Origin of the sequence: Pseudomonas sp. B21-041, assembly GCF_024748675.1 — a bacterium.
Taxonomy (GTDB): domain Bacteria; phylum Pseudomonadota; class Gammaproteobacteria; order Pseudomonadales; family Pseudomonadaceae; genus Aquipseudomonas; species Aquipseudomonas neuropathica.
This window is the reverse complement of sequence record NZ_CP087175.1, coordinates 5,818,145-5,832,559: the sequence shown is the minus strand read 5'-3', so window position 1 is coordinate 5,832,559 and position 14,415 is coordinate 5,818,145. Positions and strand designations below refer to the sequence as shown.

Below are 14,415 nucleotides of genomic sequence, written 5' to 3'. Positions count from 1 at the left end.
GGCTCGCTCCCACAAGGGATCTGTGTCACTTGAAAGTCGAGGCCTGCATGTCTTTCGATCTCGCCGCACGCCTTGCTGCCCGTCGTGCCGAAAATCTCTATCGCCAGCGACCGCTGCTTGAGTCCCCGCAGGGGCCTGAAGTGGTGGTCGACGGCAAACCGTTGCTCGCCTTCTGCAACAACGATTACCTGGGCTTGGCCAATCATCCGCAAGTGATCGAAGCCTGGCGCGCCGGTGCTGAACGCTGGGGCGTCGGTGGCGGTGCCTCGCATCTGGTGATTGGCCACAGTGGCCCGCATCACGCACTGGAAGAAGCGCTGGCCGATCTCACCGGTCGACCGCGTGCATTGCTCTTTACCACCGGTTACATGGCTAATATCGGCGCGGTCACGGCGCTGGTCGGGCAGGGCGATACGGTGCTGGAAGACCGCCTCAATCACGCTTCGCTGCTGGACGCGGGTCTGTTGTCCGGCGCGCGTTTCAATCGTTATCTGCACAACGACGCGGTGAGCCTGGCCAAGCGTCTTGAGAAAGCCACCGGCAATACGCTGGTAGTCACCGACGGTGTGTTCAGCATGGACGGCGATCTCGCTGACCTGCCGGCATTGGCTCGTGAAGCCAAGGCCAAAGGCGCGTGGCTGATGGTCGATGACGCTCACGGTTTTGGGCCGCTGGGTGCGAACGGTGGCGGCATCGTCGAGCATTTCGGTTTGAGTCAGGAGGACGTGCCGGTACTGGTCGGCACCCTCGGTAAAGCCTTCGGCACCGCTGGCGCCTTCGTCGCGGGCAGCGAAGAGCTGATCGAAAGCCTGATCCAGTTCGCCCGTCCGTACATCTACACCACCAGCCAGCCCCCGGCGCTGGCTTGCGCGACCCTGAAAAGTCTGGAGTTGCTACGCACTGAACACTGGCGCCGGGATCATCTGCAGACCTTGATCCGCCAGTTCCGCCAGGGCGCCGAGCAGATCGGCCTGGAGTTGATGGACAGCTTCACGCCGATCCAGCCGATCATGATCGGCGATGCCGGGCGCGCGGTGCGGTTGTCGCAAATGTTGCGCGAGCGCGGGCTGATGGTTACCGCCATCCGCCCACCGACCGTGCCCGCCGGCAGCGCGCGCTTGCGCGTGACCCTGACCGCCGCCCACAGCGAGGCGCAGGTGCAGCTATTGTTAGAGGGACTGGCCGATTGCTTTGCCCAACTGTCGTCGGAGCCAAGCCATGCGTAATCGCCTGATTCTGCTGCCCGGCTGGGGCCTCGGTGTGTCGCCGATGGAGCCTCTGGCCGCCGCTTTGCAAGGGCTCGACGAGCATCTGAAAGTGGAAATCGAGCCGCTGCCGGAGCTGGATTCCAGTGACCTGCAAGACTGGCTCGATGAACTCGATGAACGCATTCCACAAGACGTCTGGCTCGGTGGCTGGTCGCTGGGTGGCATGCTCGCGTCCGAATTGGCGGCGCGCCGTGGCGAGCGCTGCTGCGGTTTACTGACTCTGGCGAGCAACCCTTCCTTCGTTGCCCATGAGCAGTGGCCGACCGCGATGCCGGGCGAGACCTTCGATGCATTTCTCGCCGGTTGCCAGGCCGATCCCCGGCTGACCCTCAAACGCTTTTCGCTGCTCTGTGCTCAAGGTGCACAAGATGCGCGCGGCTTGTCGCGGTTGATGCTCGGCGGCGCACCGCACACGGCGCCGTCGGCGTTGATGGCGGGCCTGGAATTGCTCGCGCAACTGGACACCCGCGAAGCACTGCAAGCATTTCGCGGCCCGCAATTTCATCTGTTCGCCGGACAGGACGCTCTCGTTCCGGCGGAAGCGGCGGGGGCGTTGTTCGTCCTGTTGCCGGACATCGAAATAGGTCTGATCGAACAGGCCTGTCATGCGTTCCTTCTGGAAGACCCCCACGGACTGGCGGGCGCTATCCAGGCTTTTTTACATGAGTGCGGTGATGACTGATTTGTCTCTTGTGCTGCCTGGCGGCTTGCCTGACAAGCGTCAGGTCGCGGCCTCTTTCTCCCGCGCGGCGGCCAGTTACGACAGCGTCGCCGAGTTGCAACGTGATGTGGGTACACAATTGCTTCAACGCTTGCCGGCGGATTTTTCACCGTCGCGCTGGCTGGATCTGGGCTGCGGCACCGGCTATTTCACCCGGGCACTGGCCTCGCATTTTATCGAGGGGCACGGTCTGGCGCTGGACATTGCCGAGGGCATGCTCGATCACGCGCGGCCGTTGGGCGGCGCTGAGTACTTCATTGCTGGCGATGCGGAGCGTCTGCCGTTGCAGGACTCGACTTGCGACCTGATCTTTTCCAGCCTGGCGGTGCAGTGGTGCGCGGATTTCGATGCAGTGCTCAGCGAAGCCTTTCGCGTACTGAAACCGGGTGGGATTTTTGCGTTTGCTAGTCTTTGTGTCGGGACGCTGTTTGAGTTGCGCGACAGCTGGCGGCAGGTCGACGGGATGGTGCACGTCAACCGCTTCCGCGAGTTCGCCCGTTATGAGCAACTGTGTACGGCCAGTGGCTTGCGTACGCTAAGCCTGGAGAATCAGCCTCACGTGCTGCATTACCCCGATGTGCGCAGCCTGACCCATGAATTGAAGGCCTTGGGTGCGCACAATCTGAATCCCGGACGGCCCGGTGGTTTGACCGGGCGCGCGCGGATTCTCGGGCTGGTGGAAGCTTACGAGCAGTTCCGTGAAGCGTCGGGATTGCCGGCGACTTATCAGGTGGTCTACGCCGTGTTGGAGAAACCCGTATGAGCGCAGCCTATTTCATCACCGGAACGGACACCGATGTCGGCAAGACCACGGTTGCCGCAGGGTTGCTGCACGCGGCGCGTTCGGCCGGGCTGAGCACAGCGGCGGGCAAACCGGTGGCGTCCGGGTGCGAAGTGACGCCCAAGGGGCTGCGCAATTCCGATGCGTTGGCGCTGTTGGCCGAATGTTCGCTGCCGCTGACTTATCAACAGGTCAATCCCGTGGCGTTCGAGCCTGCGATTGCTCCGCATCTGGCGGCGCGTGAGGCCGGAGTAGCGTTGACCGTGCAATCGTTGCTGGCGCCGATGCGCGAGATTCTGGCGATGAACGCCGATTTCACCTTGATCGAGGGCGCGGGTGGCTGGCGGGTGCCGTTGGCGGACCAGGACAATCTGTCGGATCTGGCGATTGCGTTGAAGCTGCCGGTGATTCTGGTGGTGGGTGTGCGGCTGGGGTGCATCAGTCATGCCTTGCTGACGGCCGAGGCGATTGCCCGTGATGGGCTGCAACTGGCCGGGTGGGTGGCGAATATCATCGATCCGAAGACTTCGCGGCTTGAGGAGAACCTCGCCACATTGGCCGAGAGAATTCCGGCGCCGTGCCTTGGGCGCGTGCCGAAACTCAAGAGCTTGAGTGCCGAAGCGGTAGCGGATCATTTGCAACTGGATCTGCTCGACTAAGCTTTTCTCTATGGGCAGGCACTGTGCCATTAGTGTTTTTGACGGGTGTTTTTCTGGCGCCTCTGGTTCAATGGCGCCATTGATCCTTCCCAAGGATGAGAACTGTTATGGAAATCTCCGGTAACACAGCTTTTTATGCAGGTCTGAGCTCGATTCAAAGCGGGCAGAACCGCGTTGATCAGGCCGCCAGCCAGATTGCCAACAACACCATTGAGCGTTCGGTCACCAGCCAGTCTTCGGAAGCGCAGGTCGATCGTCTGCGCGGCGTTGATCGCAGCCAGCAAATGGACCTGGGCAGCGACATGGTGCAAATGGCCCAGGGCAAATTTCAGGTGGAGCTAGGCGTAAAAGTTGCCAAAGCTTCCGACGAAATGCTCGGTACGATCATCGACACCTTCGCCTGATTTTTCACCATCTACACCCTGAACGCCGCGCTTTGTCGCGGCGTTTTTCGTTGTAAGTCCTTCTCCCTCAACTAATCTTTTTTCAGCGCCCATGACTCGTTCGAGCTCATGGCGGTTTGCTGCGTCCGCTGTTTGAAAGATGCGGGGACGAACGGCAAAAGATCGATGCTTGACAAGATTTCGGCGTAAACGTATGTTTCAAACAACTGTTTGACCGTCACAACAAATCAACACGGTCGTTCATTCCCGGTTACATCAGCAGAGGTTTATCGCTATGCCTGACTACAAGGCCCCCTTGCGTGATATTCGCTTCGTTCGTGACGAACTGCTCGGCTACGAAGCGCACTATCAGAGCCTTCCGGCTTGCGCAGACGCAACTCCAGACATGGTTGACGCCATTCTCGAAGAAGGCGCCAAGTTTTGTGAGCAGGTACTGGCACCGCTGAACCGCGTGGGCGACCTCGAAGGTTGCACCTGGAGCGAGTCCGGCGTGAAAACCCCGACCGGCTTCAAAGAGGCTTACAAGCAATTCGTCGAAGGCGGCTGGCCAAGCCTGGCTCACGACGTTGAGCACGGCGGTCAGGGCTTGCCTGAATCGCTGGGTTTGGCAGTGAGCGAGATGGTTGGCGAAGCCAACTGGTCGTGGGGCATGTACCCAGGCCTGTCGCACGGTGCGATGAACACCATCTCCGAGCACGGCACCCCTGAGCAGCAAGAAGCCTATCTGACCAAACTGGTTTCCGGCGAATGGACCGGCACCATGTGCCTGACCGAACCACACTGCGGCACCGACCTGGGCATGCTGCGCACCAAGGCCGAACCTCAGGCCGATGGTTCCTATAAGGTTTCCGGCACCAAGATCTTCATCTCGGCCGGTGAACACGACATGGCCGATAACATCGTCCACATCGTGCTGGCCCGCCTGCCGGACGCACCGGCTGGTACCAAAGGCATCTCGCTGTTCATCGTTCCAAAGTTCCTGCCCAATGCTGATGGCACCGTCGGTGCACGCAACGCAGTGAGTTGCGGTTCGCTGGAACACAAGATGGGCATCCACGGCAACGCCACTTGCGTGATGAACTTCGACGGCGCCACCGGTTACCTGATCGGCCCGGCGAACAAAGGCCTGAACTGCATGTTCACCTTTATGAACACCGCACGTCTGGGTACCGCACTGCAAGGTCTGGCCCACGCCGAAATCGGTTTCCAGGGCGGCCTGAAATACGCTCGCGACCGTCTGCAAATGCGCTCCCTGACTGGCCCGAAAGCGCCGGACAAAGCCGCTGACCCGATCATCGTGCACCCTGACGTTCGCCGCATGCTGTTGACCATGAAGGCGTTCGCCGAAGGCAACCGTGCGATGGTGTACTTCACTGCCAAACAGGTCGACATCGTCAAATACGGCGTCGACGAAGAAGAGAAAAAGAAAGCCGACGCACTGCTGGCCTTCATGACCCCGATCGCTAAGGCGTTCATGACCGAAGTCGGTTTTGAATCCGCCAACCACGGCGTACAGATCTACGGCGGCCATGGCTTCATCGCCGAATGGGGCATGGAGCAGAACGTTCGCGACAGCCGCATTTCGATGCTGTACGAAGGCACCACCGGTATCCAGGCACTCGACCTGCTGGGCCGTAAAGTGCTGATGACGCAAGGCGAGGCCCTGAAAGGCTTCACCAAGATCGTCCACAAGTTCTGCCAGAACAACGAAGGCAACGAAGCCGTTGCAGAGTTCGTCGCACCGCTGGCCGCGATCAACAAGGAATGGGGCGAGCTGACCATGAAGGTCGGTATGGCTGCCATGAAAGATCGCGAAGAAGTCGGCGCGGCTTCCGTGGACTACCTGATGTATTCCGGTTATGCCTGCCTGGCTTACTTCTGGGCCGACATGGCGCGTCTGGCAGCTGAAAAGCTGGCAGAAGGCACCGGCGACGCGGCGTTCTACACGGCCAAGCTGCAAACCGCGCGCTTCTACTTCCAGCGCATCCTGCCGCGTACCCGTACGCATGTGGCCACCATGCTGTCGGGCGCCAACAACCTGATGGATATGAAAGAAGAAGACTTCGCACTGGGCTACTAAGCATTAACGCGGTCTGTTGAAAAACCGCTGCTCCCTTGGGGGGTAGCGGTTTTTTTATGCGCGGATTTCCTCCGGTTGTGGGTATTCCTGGAAGAAATTCCCGACATGGCCATCAAGCATGATGGCCATGAAGGAGGTTTCATCTCCAAGGAGGCAAAAAACCTTGGTCGAAGGCTCAGAAATCAGCGTTTCCGGCCGTTAAAGAGACTGCGTGTGATCTGGATCACATTGTGTGTGCTTAACTGCATGCATTGCAGGCACAATGCCACCTCTTTGCCATGACGGGTCGGAGCTTTACCCTTGCCGCGTTCTTCCGCTGTACGTTTCAGCCATTTCCTACCTTCACTGCTGTTGTTACTCGCGGGGTTGGCGGCTGCGTACGTCAAAGACCTTAGCGTATTCTTCACGTCGCTGTTCAACGTGTTGCCGACGTTGGTGCTGTTGCTGGGCGGCGCGTATTGCGCGGTTTACCGCCGTCAGCGCGAGCTGTTTCTGATGCTCACGGTGTACATCGCCTACTTTCTGCTCGACACCCAGACCGACTATTACCGCGACAATGGCAAGGTCCGCGAAGACGCTGCGGTGGTCTTCCACCTCGTCTGCCTGCTGTTGCCGTTGTTGTTCGGCTTGTTCGCCGCATGGCAGGAACGTACACATCTGTTCCAGGACATGGTCGCGCGTTTCGCCGTGTTGCTGGCCTTTGGCAGCGTGGCATTGGGGCTTGAGCAAAGTTATCCCCAGGCATTGCTGATGTGGCTCTCGGAAATTCGCTGGCCGGCGCTACACGGCGCGTGGATGAGTCTGATTCAGCTCTCGTATCCAGTGTTCATCTCGGCGTTCCTGCTGCTGGCCTGGCAATACTGGCGCAACCCGCGTCCGCTGCATGCGGCGCAACTGGTGGGTTTGCTCGGTGTGTTCTGGATGCTGCCGAAAACGTTCATCCTGCCGTTTACCCTGAACATCATGTGCAGTCAGGTGATGTTGATGATCGCCGCCGCGGTTGCGCATGAGGCTTATCAAATGGCCTTCCGCGATGAACTCACCGGACTGCCGGGCCGTCGCGCGCTCAATGAACGCATGCAGCGCTTGGGTCGCAACTATGTATTGGCGATGAGCGACGTCGATCACTTCAAGAAATTCAACGACACCCACGGCCACGATGTTGGTGACCAGGTTTTGCGTCTGGTCGCCAGCAAACTGTCGAAAATCAGCGGTGGCGGTAGGGCGTATCGCTATGGCGGTGAGGAATTCGCCCTGGTGTTCGCAGGCAAAACCCTTGAGGAGTGCATGCCGCACCTTGAGGTGATCCGCGAGTCGATTGCGTCCTACAGCATTCAACTGCGCAATCAGGAAAACCGTCCGCAGGATGATCAGCAAGGTCGTCAGCGCCGCGCCGGTTCCGGTGCTTCCAGCGTTTCGGTCACGGTGAGCATCGGCGTCGCCGAGCGAGTGGAGCAACGCAACCCGGAACAAGTGCTGAAGTCCGCCGACGAGGCGCTTTACGCCGCTAAAGGCGCGGGGCGTAACTGCGTGGTTGCGTTCGGCCAGAACCGTCGTGGCGCGGTGCGCATGGACACGGCCGCAGGTTGAGTGATGACGGCGCATTCAGCGCCTGCACAATGATTGTGGGGCGTGGTGGCCGGCAGTAGGTTGGAGAAATCTGCTGACGGAGAAGCCACCATGCCTGAGTACAAAGCTCCCCTGCGCGACATGCGCTTTCTGATCGACCACGTCTTCGACTTTCACAGCAACTACGCCGCCCTCGGCGCCCACGACGCCAGCCCGGACATGATCAACGCGATCCTCGAAGAGGGCGCGAAGTTCTGCGAGAACGTGCTCGCACCGCTCAATCGCAGCGGTGACGAAGAGGGCTGCCATTTCGACAACGGTGTGGTGACAACGCCTACAGGCTTCAAGCAGGCATTCGCACAATATGTCGAAGGTGGCTGGCATGGTCTGGCGGCAGATCCGAGCTGCGGCGGCCAAGGGCTGCCAAGTTCGCTGGGGCTGGTGATCAGTGAGATGGTCGGCTCCAGCAACACTTCCTGGGGCATGTACCCGGGCCTGACCCACGGCGCGATGTCGGCGATCCATGCCCATGGCAGCGCCGAGCAGAAAGACACCTACCTGAGCAAACTCACCGCCGGCCAGTGGACCGGCACCATGTGCCTGACCGAAGCCCACTGCGGCACCGATCTGGGCATCATCAAGACCCGCGCCGTGCCTCAGGCTGATGGCAGTTACGCGGTTACCGGCAGCAAGATTTTCATCTCTGCCGGCGAGCACGATATGAGCGATAACATCATCCATCTGGTGTTGGCCAAGTTGCCGGATGCGCCGGCCGGGACCAAAGGGATTTCGCTGTTTATCGTGCCGAAGTTCTTGCCGGATACGGCGGGTGAAGCGGGCGAGCGCAACGGTGTTTCCTGTGGTTCGATCGAACACAAGATGGGCATCAAGGCTTCGGCCACTTGTGTGCTGAACTTCGATAGCGCCAAGGGCTATCTGATCGGTGAGCCGAACAAGGGCCTGAACTGCATGTTCACCATGATGAACCACGCGCGGCTAGGCACCGGCATGCAGGGTTTGTGTCTGGGCGAAGCAAGCTTCCAGGGCGCGATCAAATACGCTAACGACCGCTTGCAGATGCGCGCGCTGACCGGCGCCAAAGCCCCGGATAAACCTGCCGACCCGATCATTGTCCACCCGGACGTGCGGCGCATGCTGCTGACCATGAAAGCCTTTAACGAAGGCAATCGGGCGCTGACCTACTTCACCGCGCAGTTGCTCGATGTCGCGCATCTGAGCGGTGATGCCGAAGCACGGCAGGAGGCCGAGGATTTGCTGGCGTTCCTCACGCCAATCTGCAAAGCGTTCATGACCGACACCGGCCTGGAAGTGACCAACCACGGCATGCAGGTGTTCGGCGGCCACGGTTTCATTCGCGAATGGGGCATGGAGCAACTGGTGCGCGATTGCCGGATTGCACCGATCTATGAAGGCACCAACGGCATTCAGGCGCTGGACCTGCTCGGACGCAAGGTGCTGGGCAGTCAGGGCAAGTTGCTGCGCGGTTTCACCAAAATCGTCCATAAGTTCTGCTCAGCCAACGCTGAGCACCCGCAGCTGGGCAGTTTCGTTGCGCAGCTCAATCAGCTGAACCAGCAGTGGGGCGACCTGACTGTGAAGGTCGGGATGGCGGCGATGAAGAACCCGGATGAAGTGGGCGCGGCGTCGGTGGACTACCTGATGTACAGCGGTTACATCATCCTTGGCTATCTGTGGTTGCGCATGGGCCTGGTGGCGCAGGCGCAACTGGAGGCGGGCGAGGGCGAGGGGGATTACCTGCGCGGGAAATTGGCGACCTGCGAGTTTTACTTCAAGCGCTTGTTGCCGCGTACGGCGGCGCATCGTGCGGCGATCGAGGCGGGCAGTGATTGCTTGATGAAGTTGCCGGCGGAAATGTTTGCGCTTTAAGCAAGATCAAAAGATCGCAGCCTGCGGCAGCTCCTACATGGGACCGAGTTTTATCTGTAGGAGCTGCCGCAGGCTGCGATCTTTTTTGTGATGACTAAAAATAACAAAACGGTCACGGGTTGACCCTATGTGTCGCAAAAGTTGTTGAGGTACACTCGGGCTCAACGAAAACATCATTCCACGAATCACCTGTTTAGATCTTGCGAGGTTTGCCATGGCTGACTACAAAGCGCCGCTGCGCGATATGCGCTTCGTCCTCAATGAAGTGTTCGAGGTCGCCAAGCTCTGGGCCGAACTGCCGGCCCTGGCCGAGACTGTCGACGCCGAAACCGTTGAAGCCATTCTCGAAGAGGCCGGCAAAGTCACCAGCAAAAGCATCGCACCTCTGAGCCGCGCTGCCGACGAAGAAGGCTGCCACTGGAAGGACGGTGCCGTCACCACGCCGGCCGGTTTCCCACAGGCTTATCAGACGTACGCTGAAGGCGGCTGGGTTGGCGTCGGTGGCGATCCGCAATACGGCGGCATGGGCATGCCCAAAGCCGTGTCGGCGCAAGTCGAAGAAATGGTCAACTCCGCCAGCCTGTCGTTCGGTCTGTACCCGATGCTGACCGCCGGCGCCTGCCTGTCGATCAACGCTCACGCCAGCGAAGAGCTGAAAGCCGCGTACCTGCCGAACATGTACGCTGGCGTCTGGGCCGGCTCGATGTGCCTGACCGAGCCGCACGCCGGCACCGACCTGGGGATTATTCGCACCAAGGCCGAGCCTCAGGCCGACGGGTCGTACAAAGTCAGCGGCACCAAGATCTTCATCACCGGTGGCGAACACGACCTCACCGAAAACATCATTCACCTGGTGCTGGCCAAGCTGCCGGACGCCCCGGCCGGTCCTAAGGGCATCTCGCTGTTCCTGGTGCCGAAGTTCATGGTCAACGCCGACGGCAGCCTGGGCGCGCGCAACCCGGCGAACTGCGGTTCGATCGAACACAAAATGGGCATCCAGGCGTCCGCGACCTGTGTAATGAACTTTGATGAAGCCGTGGGCTATCTGGTCGGTGAGCCGAATAAAGGTCTGGCCGCGATGTTCACCATGATGAACTACGAGCGTTTGGGCGTGGGCATCCAAGGTCTGGCCACCGGCGAGCGCTCCTATCAGAACGCCGTCGAATACGCCCGCGACCGTCTGCAAAGCCGTTCGCCGACTGGCGCGCAGAACAAAGACAAAGTCGCTGACCCGATCATCGTCCACCCGGACGTGCGGCGCATGTTGCTGACCATGAAAGCCTCGAACGAGGGCGGCCGTGCGTTCTCCACCTACGTAGCGATGCAGCTCGACACCGCCAAGTTCAGCGAAGACGCCACCACCCGCAAACGTGCGGAAGATCTGGTCGCGTTGCTGACGCCTGTGGCCAAGGCATTCCTCACCGACCTGGGTCTGGAAACCACCGTGCACGGCCAGCAGATTTTCGGCGGCCACGGCTACATCCGCGAGTGGGGTCAGGAGCAACTGGTACGTGACGTGCGCATCACCCAGATCTATGAAGGCACCAACGGCATTCAGGCACTGGACCTGGTCGGGCGCAAGATCGTCGGCAGCGGTGGCGCTTTCTACAAGCTGTTCGCTGACGAGATCCGCCATTTCACCGCGACGGCCAGCGCCGATCTGGGCGAATTCACCAAACCGCTGAACGATGCCGTCGACACCCTCGACGAGCTGACCTCGTGGCTGCTGGATCGGGCGAAAAACAACCCGAACGAAATCGGCGCGGCTTCGGTCGAATATTTGCAAGCATTCGGATACACAGCGTACGCCTACATGTGGGCATTGATGGCCAAAGCTTCGCTAGGCAAAGAAGCGCAAGACGATTTCTATGCCAGCAAACTGGGCACCGCGCGCTTCTACTTCGCCCGCTTGCTGCCGCGTATTCACTCGTTGAGTGCGTCGGTGAAGGCCGGTAGCGAGTCGCTGTTCCTGCTGGATGCGGCGCAATTCTGATGCGATGACGTCATGTAAGCATTCTCTTACATGACGTGCTGCTGTTCTCCCATATGCGTAGATTGGATCCACGGCTAATCTACATTTCATGGACGTCGCGCAGGAAGCGCAAAGCAACAACACGGACACGTAGGATTCTGCCAGGGTGGCGGAGTGAAATGGATGTCAGGGAAACAGTCTGCAAAGCCCCGCTTCGGCGGGGTTTTCTTTTGCCTGCAGAAAAGTAGTCAGGCCAGCGGATCAAGCGCCGGCTTCACTTCGCGCTCCATCACTTCTTCCAACAATGTCTGCAACAGCGCCAAAGGCGCCTGCTGGCGCTGCACATCGCGACAGACCAACCCTACCTTCAGCGGCACGCGCGGTTCGCTCAGCGGTTTCCAGAGCAGATCCTGATCGTCGTACTCCTTTTGCGAACGCCCCGGCAGCACCGTCGCCAGTTTGGTGTGCGGCAGGCTGTCGAGTATCCCCACCATATTGTTCAGTTCGGCCTGCACCTGCGGGCGTCGTCCGAGCGCGGTCAATTGCGCCTGCCAGATCTGGCGGATCTGAAACTCTTCGCCCAGCAGCAACATCGGCAGCTCGGCAGCCTGGCGCATCGAAACTTTCTTGAATTCACGCAGCGGATGATCCGCCGGGATGACCAGCGTCAGTTCATCTTCGTAGAGCATCACGCCGTGCAGGCCGGGTTGGCGCGGCGGCAGGTAACTGATGCCGATGTCCAAAGAACCGTTGAGCAGCCGCCGCTCGATCTCAAGTCCGGTCAATTCATAGATCTGCACCACCAGATGTGGCTGTGCCTTGCGCACCCGCTCAAGCATTTGCGGAACGAGACTGGTGTGAACCGTTTGCAGCACGCCGATTGCCAGCGTGCGCAAGGCCTGCCCCTTGAAGTTGCCCAGCGCCTCACGCGCCCGCTGCAATCCGTCGAGCAGTGGCAAAGCGTGGTTGTACAACGTGTGCGCGGCGAGGGTCGGCAGCAGGCGTTTGCTGCTGCGTTCGAACAAGGTGACGTCGAGGTTCTGTTCGAGCTGGCGGATCTGCTGCGACAGTGCCGGTTGCGAGATCGACAGGCGTTCGGCGGCGCGGCCGACATGGCCTTCTTCGTAGACCGCGACGAAATAACGCAGTTGTTTGAAATCCATAAGTAATGCTTATCGAAAATGCTGGTAAATCGAAATGGCCCGCAGACCTCAGTGAGCCTAGTCTAACCGCATTCACAAGGCTTACAGGGCCAGAAAGCGCGATGAATAGCGTTCGCTTCGACAGTGTTTGCATAGGCAGTTCAAAACACCTTAAACGTGGTGTTTTTCAATGAATCTGTTCAGTTTGCGGCGCCAGACGCCGAGTCTCGATGACCTCGCTTTTGAGGCTGATCCTTCTGATATCAACGAAAATCTTAGCTCCGAGCGCCTGATGCCCAGCGTCGAACGGCCGCAACAGGTGTTCGTGCGTGGTCAGGGTTCGTGGCTGTGGGACAGCAATGACCGCGCGTACCTCGATTTTTCCCAGGCCGGTGGCGCCAACAGTCTTGGCCACAGCCCATCAGCGCTGGTCAAAGCGATTGCCAGCCAGGCGCAGGCGCTGATCAATCCCGGTTTCAACCTGCACAATCGCGGCATGCTCAGCCTCGCTGAACGGCTGTGCGCCAGCACCTCCAGCGATCAGGCCTATCTGCTCAACAGCGGCAGCGAAGCCTGTGAAGCGGCGATCAAACTGGCGCGCAAATGGGGCCAACTGCATCGTGGCGGCGCCTCGCGAATCATTGTCGCGAAGCAGGGTTGCCATGGCCGCAGTCTGGCGACGATTTCTGCCTCCGATAGCTGCAACTTGCACAACCGTTTCGCGCCGTTACTGCCGGGTTTCGATCTGGTGCCGTTCAACGACTTGCCCGCGCTGCACGCCGCGGTCGATGCGCAAACCGTGGCGATCATGCTGGAGCCGATCCAGAGCGATGCCGGGGTTGTTCCGGCGACTGAGCATTACCTAAAAGGCGTTGAACGTCTGTGCCGAGAGCTGGGCATTCTGCTGATCCTCGACGAAGTACAAACCGGCATCGGTCGCTGCGGCACCTTGCTTGCCGAACAGTCCTATGGCGTACGCGCCGATATCGTCGTGCTCGGCAAAGGCCTTGGCGGCGGTGTGCCCTTGGCGGCGCTGCTGGCGCGGGGCAAGGCGTGTTGTTTCGACACGGGTGAACTGGGCGGCACGCATCACGGCAATGCGCTGATGACAGCGGCTGGCCTGGTGGTGTTCGACAGCGTGTACGACCGCAGCTTCCTGCAGCAGGTCAACGATAATGGCCAGCATCTGCGCGAAGGCCTGGCCCGATTGGCGCACCGCTACGACCACGGCGAACTGCGTGGCCAAGGTTTGTTCTACGGACTGACCCTGTCGGACGATTCCGCTGAGGCCGTGGTCCACGCCGCCCTTCACGAAGGCTTGCTGCTCAACGCCCCGCAAGCCAACTGCCTGCGCTTCACCCCGGCCCTTACCGTCAGCAAAACCAACATCGACGAAATGCTCCTGCGCCTGGGCCGCGCCTTCTCGCGAGTGCGAACCGCACAACTGCAATGCCGCAAGGGGATTGCCGTCTGAACTGAAGTTTCTTACCCGATTTCCAGAACCGTCTCGCGGTATAACGCACGCCCCACGCCTGATTCTTTTGGCGTGGGGCGTTTTTTTTGAGGTGGTGGCGATCAAATGGCCGTTGCACTGAACCCTGACGAGCGGCGCAGGTCGATTAGCTTGTATGGCTCAAGTGAGCCAACCCCCATACAGGAGCTGCCCCATGGATTTCATTCGCATCATCATCGCTATTCTGTTGCCACCACTGGGCGTGTTTCTGCAGGTCGGGTTTGGCGGGGCGTTCTGGTTGAACATTCTGCTGACGTTGTGCGGTTATATTCCGGGGATCGTGCATGCGGTGTACATCATCGCCAAGCGCTGAGTACTGCGGCGCCAAGTAGATAGCTTTCGCGAGCAGGCTCGCTCCCACAGGGGATTTGTGAACAACACAGATCCAATGTGGGAGC

The 14,415-nt window shown here is 59.9% G+C and carries 12 protein-coding genes; 11 read left to right on the top strand and 1 reads right to left on the bottom strand.

Features of this window, described 5'->3' with window-relative positions:
* Window positions 1-47: 47 nt before the first annotated feature.
* The 9 genes from bioF (at window position 48) to LOY43_RS26015 (ending at window position 11,383) form a co-directional block, all read left to right on the top strand.
* A complete protein-coding gene (gene bioF, locus LOY43_RS26055; protein ID WP_258708907.1) occupies window positions 48-1,226 on the top strand; it encodes an 8-amino-7-oxononanoate synthase in 1,179 nt (392 codons plus the stop codon).
* Window positions 1,219-1,950, top strand: a complete 732-nt coding sequence (locus LOY43_RS26050) for an alpha/beta fold hydrolase (protein ID WP_095050292.1) — start codon at window positions 1,219-1,221, stop codon at window positions 1,948-1,950. The genes bioF and LOY43_RS26050 overlap by 8 nt, the downstream gene beginning before the upstream one ends.
* Entirely contained in the window at window positions 1,943-2,752 is an 810-nt protein-coding gene (gene bioC / locus LOY43_RS26045) for a malonyl-ACP O-methyltransferase BioC (protein WP_095126230.1), read from the top strand. Before LOY43_RS26050 ends, bioC begins: the two co-directional genes overlap by 8 nt.
* Entirely contained in the window at window positions 2,749-3,429 is a 681-nt protein-coding gene (gene bioD / locus LOY43_RS26040; RefSeq protein WP_095050294.1) for a dethiobiotin synthase, read from the top strand. Before bioC ends, bioD begins: the two co-directional genes overlap by 4 nt.
* Window positions 3,430-3,536: 107 nt before the next feature.
* Window positions 3,537-3,833 carry a pyrroloquinoline quinone biosynthesis protein PqqE gene (locus LOY43_RS26035; protein WP_093429944.1) on the top strand — a complete coding sequence of 99 codons (297 nt, stop codon included), beginning with the start codon at window positions 3,537-3,539 and terminating at the stop codon, window positions 3,831-3,833.
* 274 nt (window positions 3,834-4,107) lie between these two features.
* Window positions 4,108-5,913, top strand: a complete 1,806-nt coding sequence (locus LOY43_RS26030; protein ID WP_095050295.1) for a phenylacyl-CoA dehydrogenase — start codon at window positions 4,108-4,110, stop codon at window positions 5,911-5,913.
* A 300-nt stretch (window positions 5,914-6,213) separates the two neighbouring features.
* Window positions 6,214-7,503 carry a GGDEF domain-containing protein gene (locus LOY43_RS26025; RefSeq protein ID WP_095050296.1) on the top strand — a complete coding sequence of 430 codons (1,290 nt, stop codon included), beginning with the start codon at window positions 6,214-6,216 and terminating at the stop codon, window positions 7,501-7,503.
* Window positions 7,504-7,593: 90 nt separating this feature from the next.
* Complete coding sequence (locus LOY43_RS26020) at window positions 7,594-9,390, top strand: acyl-CoA dehydrogenase C-terminal domain-containing protein (protein ID WP_258708906.1); 1,797 nt, start codon at window positions 7,594-7,596, stop codon at window positions 9,388-9,390.
* 214 nt (window positions 9,391-9,604) lie between these two features.
* Window positions 9,605-11,383, top strand: coding sequence for an acyl-CoA dehydrogenase C-terminal domain-containing protein (locus LOY43_RS26015; protein ID WP_194935268.1), 1,779 nt, complete (start codon window positions 9,605-9,607; stop codon window positions 11,381-11,383).
* A 227-nt stretch (window positions 11,384-11,610) separates the two neighbouring features.
* Here LOY43_RS26015 and LOY43_RS26010 read toward each other — a convergent pair whose 3' ends face one another.
* The gene (locus LOY43_RS26010) at window positions 11,611-12,525 is read right to left on the bottom strand and encodes a LysR family transcriptional regulator (protein WP_077574788.1); all 915 of its coding nucleotides are present in this window, start codon (window positions 12,523-12,525) and stop codon (window positions 11,611-11,613) included.
* A 169-nt stretch (window positions 12,526-12,694) separates the two neighbouring features.
* On the opposite strand from LOY43_RS26010, the gene LOY43_RS26005 reads away from it, so the two are divergent.
* Both LOY43_RS26005 and LOY43_RS26000 read left to right on the top strand, forming a co-directional pair.
* The gene (locus LOY43_RS26005) at window positions 12,695-13,978 is read left to right on the top strand and encodes an aspartate aminotransferase family protein (RefSeq protein ID WP_095126227.1); all 1,284 of its coding nucleotides are present in this window, start codon (window positions 12,695-12,697) and stop codon (window positions 13,976-13,978) included.
* A 193-nt stretch (window positions 13,979-14,171) separates the two neighbouring features.
* On the top strand, window positions 14,172-14,330 hold the full coding sequence (locus tag LOY43_RS26000) for a YqaE/Pmp3 family membrane protein (protein ID WP_003228885.1): 159 nt from the start codon (window positions 14,172-14,174) through the stop codon (window positions 14,328-14,330).
* Window positions 14,331-14,415: the final 85 nt, after the last annotated feature.